2 protein-coding genes and 1 pseudogene are annotated in these 2932 nt (G+C 67.9%); 2 read left to right on the top strand and 1 reads right to left on the bottom strand.

Annotation, left to right across the window (positions count from 1 at the left end):
• Positions 1–203, top strand: a pseudogene (locus STRTUCAR8_RS52305) (hypothetical protein); the annotation flags it as partial.
• On the opposite strand, the gene STRTUCAR8_RS03410 reads toward STRTUCAR8_RS52305, so the two are convergent.
• Positions 166–1857, bottom strand: a complete 1692-nt coding sequence (locus STRTUCAR8_RS03410; RefSeq protein WP_006374016.1) for a fumarate hydratase — start codon at positions 1855–1857, stop codon at positions 166–168. The pseudogene STRTUCAR8_RS52305 and the gene STRTUCAR8_RS03410 overlap by 38 nt on opposite strands.
• A 215-nt stretch (positions 1858–2072) precedes the next feature.
• On the opposite strand from STRTUCAR8_RS03410, the gene STRTUCAR8_RS03405 reads away from it, so the two are divergent.
• Positions 2073–2789 carry a DUF1707 SHOCT-like domain-containing protein gene (locus STRTUCAR8_RS03405; RefSeq protein ID WP_006374018.1) on the top strand — a complete coding sequence of 239 codons (717 nt, stop codon included), beginning with the start codon at positions 2073–2075 and terminating at the stop codon, positions 2787–2789.
• The last annotated feature ends 143 nt before the right edge of the window (positions 2790–2932 follow it).

The raw sequence follows: 2932 nt of genomic DNA, 5'->3' as shown, positions 1-2932 counted from the left end.
TGGCGCAGCAACTCGGTGACGTGGTGCCGATGGCGGCGGCGGCCGGCGTGGAGTTCGACGACCTCTCCTCGGCGCTGGCTGCGATCACTCTGTCCGGCATCCCCGCCGCCGAGTCCGCGACGGCGCTGAACATGCTGATGATCCCTCCGCGCCGCCCCGCAGGGGCTACGCCAGCCCCGGCCCCCGCACCGGAATCGACGTGAACGTAGGCGCCGGCGCCGGATCCTTGAAGAAGTCGTTGCCCTTGTCGTCGACCACGATGAACGCCGGGAAGTCCTCGACCTCGATCTTCCACACCGCCTCCATCCCGAGCTCCTCGTACTCGACGACCTCGACCTTCTTGATGCAGTCCTGGGCCAGCCGGGCAGCGGGCCCCCCGATCGACCCGAGATAGAACCCACCGTGCGCGTCACACGCGTTGGTGACCTGCGCCGACCGGTTCCCCTTCGCCAGCATCACCTTGGACCCACCAGCCGCCTGGAACTGCTCGACGTAGGAGTCCATACGCCCGGCGGTGGTCGGCCCGAACGACCCGGACGCGTACCCCTCGGGCGTCTTCGCCGGCCCGGCGTAGTACACCGGGTGGTCCTTCAGGTACTGCGGCATCTCCTCGCCCGCGTCGAGCCGCTCCTTGATCTTGGCGTGCGCGATGTCACGCGCCACGACCAGCGGCCCGGAGAGCGACAGCCGCGTCTTCACCGGGTACTTGCCCAGCTCGGCGAGGATGTCGTCCATCGGCTGGTTGAGGTCGATCCTGACCACGTCCGACGCCTCGTCGAGGTGCTCGTCCGTCGTCTCCGGCAGGAACCGCGCGGGGTCGGTCTCCAGCTGCTCCAGGAAGACACCCTCCGCCGTGATCTTCGCGACGGCCTGCCGGTCGGCCGAGCAGGACACCGCGATGGCGACGGGACACGAGGCACCGTGCCTCGGCAGCCGCACCACGCGCACGTCGTGGCAGAAGTACTTGCCGCCGAACTGCGCGCCGATCCCGATCTTCTGCGTCAGCTCGAAGACCTTCTCCTCCAGGTCCTTGTCCCGGAAACCGTGCCCGAGCGGCGAACCCTCCGCCGGGATCTCGTCCAGGTAGTGCGCGGAGGCGTACTTGGCGGTCTTCAGCGCGTACTCGGCGCTCGTGCCGCCCACCACGATCGCCAGGTGGTACGGCGGACAGGCGGCCGTACCCAGCGAACGGATCTTCTCCTCCAGGAACTTCATCATGGAGGCCTCGTTCAGGACGGCCTTCGTCTCCTGGTAGAGGAACGACTTGTTGGCCGAGCCGCCGCCCTTGGCCATGAAGAGGAACTTGTAGGCGCCGCCGTCGGTCGCGTACAGCTCGATCTGCGCCGGCAGGTTGGAGCCGGTGTTCTTCTCCTCCCACATGGTGAGCGGAGCCATCTGCGAGTAGCGCAGGTTCAGGTTCAGATAGGCGTCGTAGATGCCCTCGGACAGGGCCGCCTCGTCGCCGCCCGTCGTGAGGACGTTCTGCCCGCGCTTGCCCATGATGATCGCCGTACCGGTGTCCTGGCACATCGGGAGCACGCCGGCCGCCGCGATGTTGGCGTTCTTCAGCAGGTCCAGCGCCACGAACTTGTCGTTGCTGGACGCCTCGGGGTCGTCGATGATGCGCCGCAGCTGCGCCAGGTGGGCGGGCCGCAGATAGTGCTGGATGTCGTGGATGGCCTCGGCGGCAAGCTTGCGCAGCGCCTCCGGCTCGACCTTGAGGAACGTCCGCCCGTCGGCCTCGAAGGTGGAGACACCCTCGGAGGTCACCAGCCGGTACGGGGTGGTGTCCTCTCCCATGGGGAGCAGATCGGTGTACGCGAACGCAGGGTTGGGTGGGGGGGAACTACGTGGCATCTCGCCCATTCCTCACTCGACGAAGACAGCGGCCTGCCTTCATCGGCGGGCGCCCACCAGCGTATGACCTGCCGGACGGGAACAGCTTGTTAGGTAAGACTCAGTTGAGAGGGGGGCGGCTCGAACGAGATCGCCCGCCGTCCGCCCGCGCTGCGCGCCACTCCGTCCATCCACACCCCTAGTCGCGATCTATCGCGTTTGGGTACGCTGCTTCCGTGGACCTTCAGAAGCACACCGAACCGCGCGTCGACGAACTCCGCGCGTCGGACGCCGACCGCGACCGCATCGCGGACCTGCTGCGCGAGGCGCTGGCCGAGGGCCGCCTCACGCCCGACGAGCACGCCGAGCGCGTCGAGGGCGTCCTGAGCGCCAAGACGGTCGGCGAACTGGAGGTCTTCGTACGGGACCTCCCCGCCGGCCACCAGTCCCACGCGTCCCACCAGTCCCACGGGCCCCGGGCCGCCGGGTGGGGATACACCCCCGCTCCCAACCACCCCACCCCGGGCGCGATCCCGCTCGACCCGGACGACAACGTGGTGGCGGTCTTCAGCAGCGCCGTCCGCAAGGGCCGCTGGCGCGCGGGCCGCCGTATGCACGCGTACGCGATCTTCGGCACTGTCGAGATCGACCTCAGCGAGGCGATGTTCGAGTACCAGCAGATCGTGATCAAGGCGATCTCGGTCTTCGGCAACGTCGAGATCCGCGTCCCGGAGAACGTCTCGTTGCGCGGCACGGGCGGCGGTGTGCTCGGCAACTTCGAGGTGAGCACGCTGGATTCGGGTGATCCCGACGCGCCCGTGGTCTACGTGGACGGGCTGGCCATACTCGGCAACGTCGAGGCGAAACCCAAGCGGGGCAAGATGATCGAGGACGTCCTCGACCGCGTCTCCCGCAAGGTCGACAGGGGTTCGCGCAAACACCTGGGTCATTGACGGTTGTGAATTCGGTCGCACCCGAAGGGATTCGGTAGGGATTCGGTCAGGTCGCGATGCCTCGGCAGTGCCCTGGAGCCTCAGCGGTCGGGAACTCAGTGCATAGGCGCGCGCACAGCGGGTAGGGCTTGCTGCATCGTCTC

Origin of the sequence: Streptomyces turgidiscabies Car8 (genome assembly GCF_000331005.1) — a bacterium.
Lineage (GTDB): Bacteria > Actinomycetota > Actinomycetes > Streptomycetales > Streptomycetaceae > Streptomyces > Streptomyces turgidiscabies.
This window is presented reverse-complemented; position numbering and strand designations above follow the sequence as displayed.

Bases quoted from the DNA above. Each gene is read 5' to 3' on its own strand.
- STRTUCAR8_RS03410 (WP_006374016.1), bottom strand. From the start codon at position 1,857: ATGCCACGTAGTTCCCCCCCACCCAACCCTGCGTTCGCGTACACCGAT.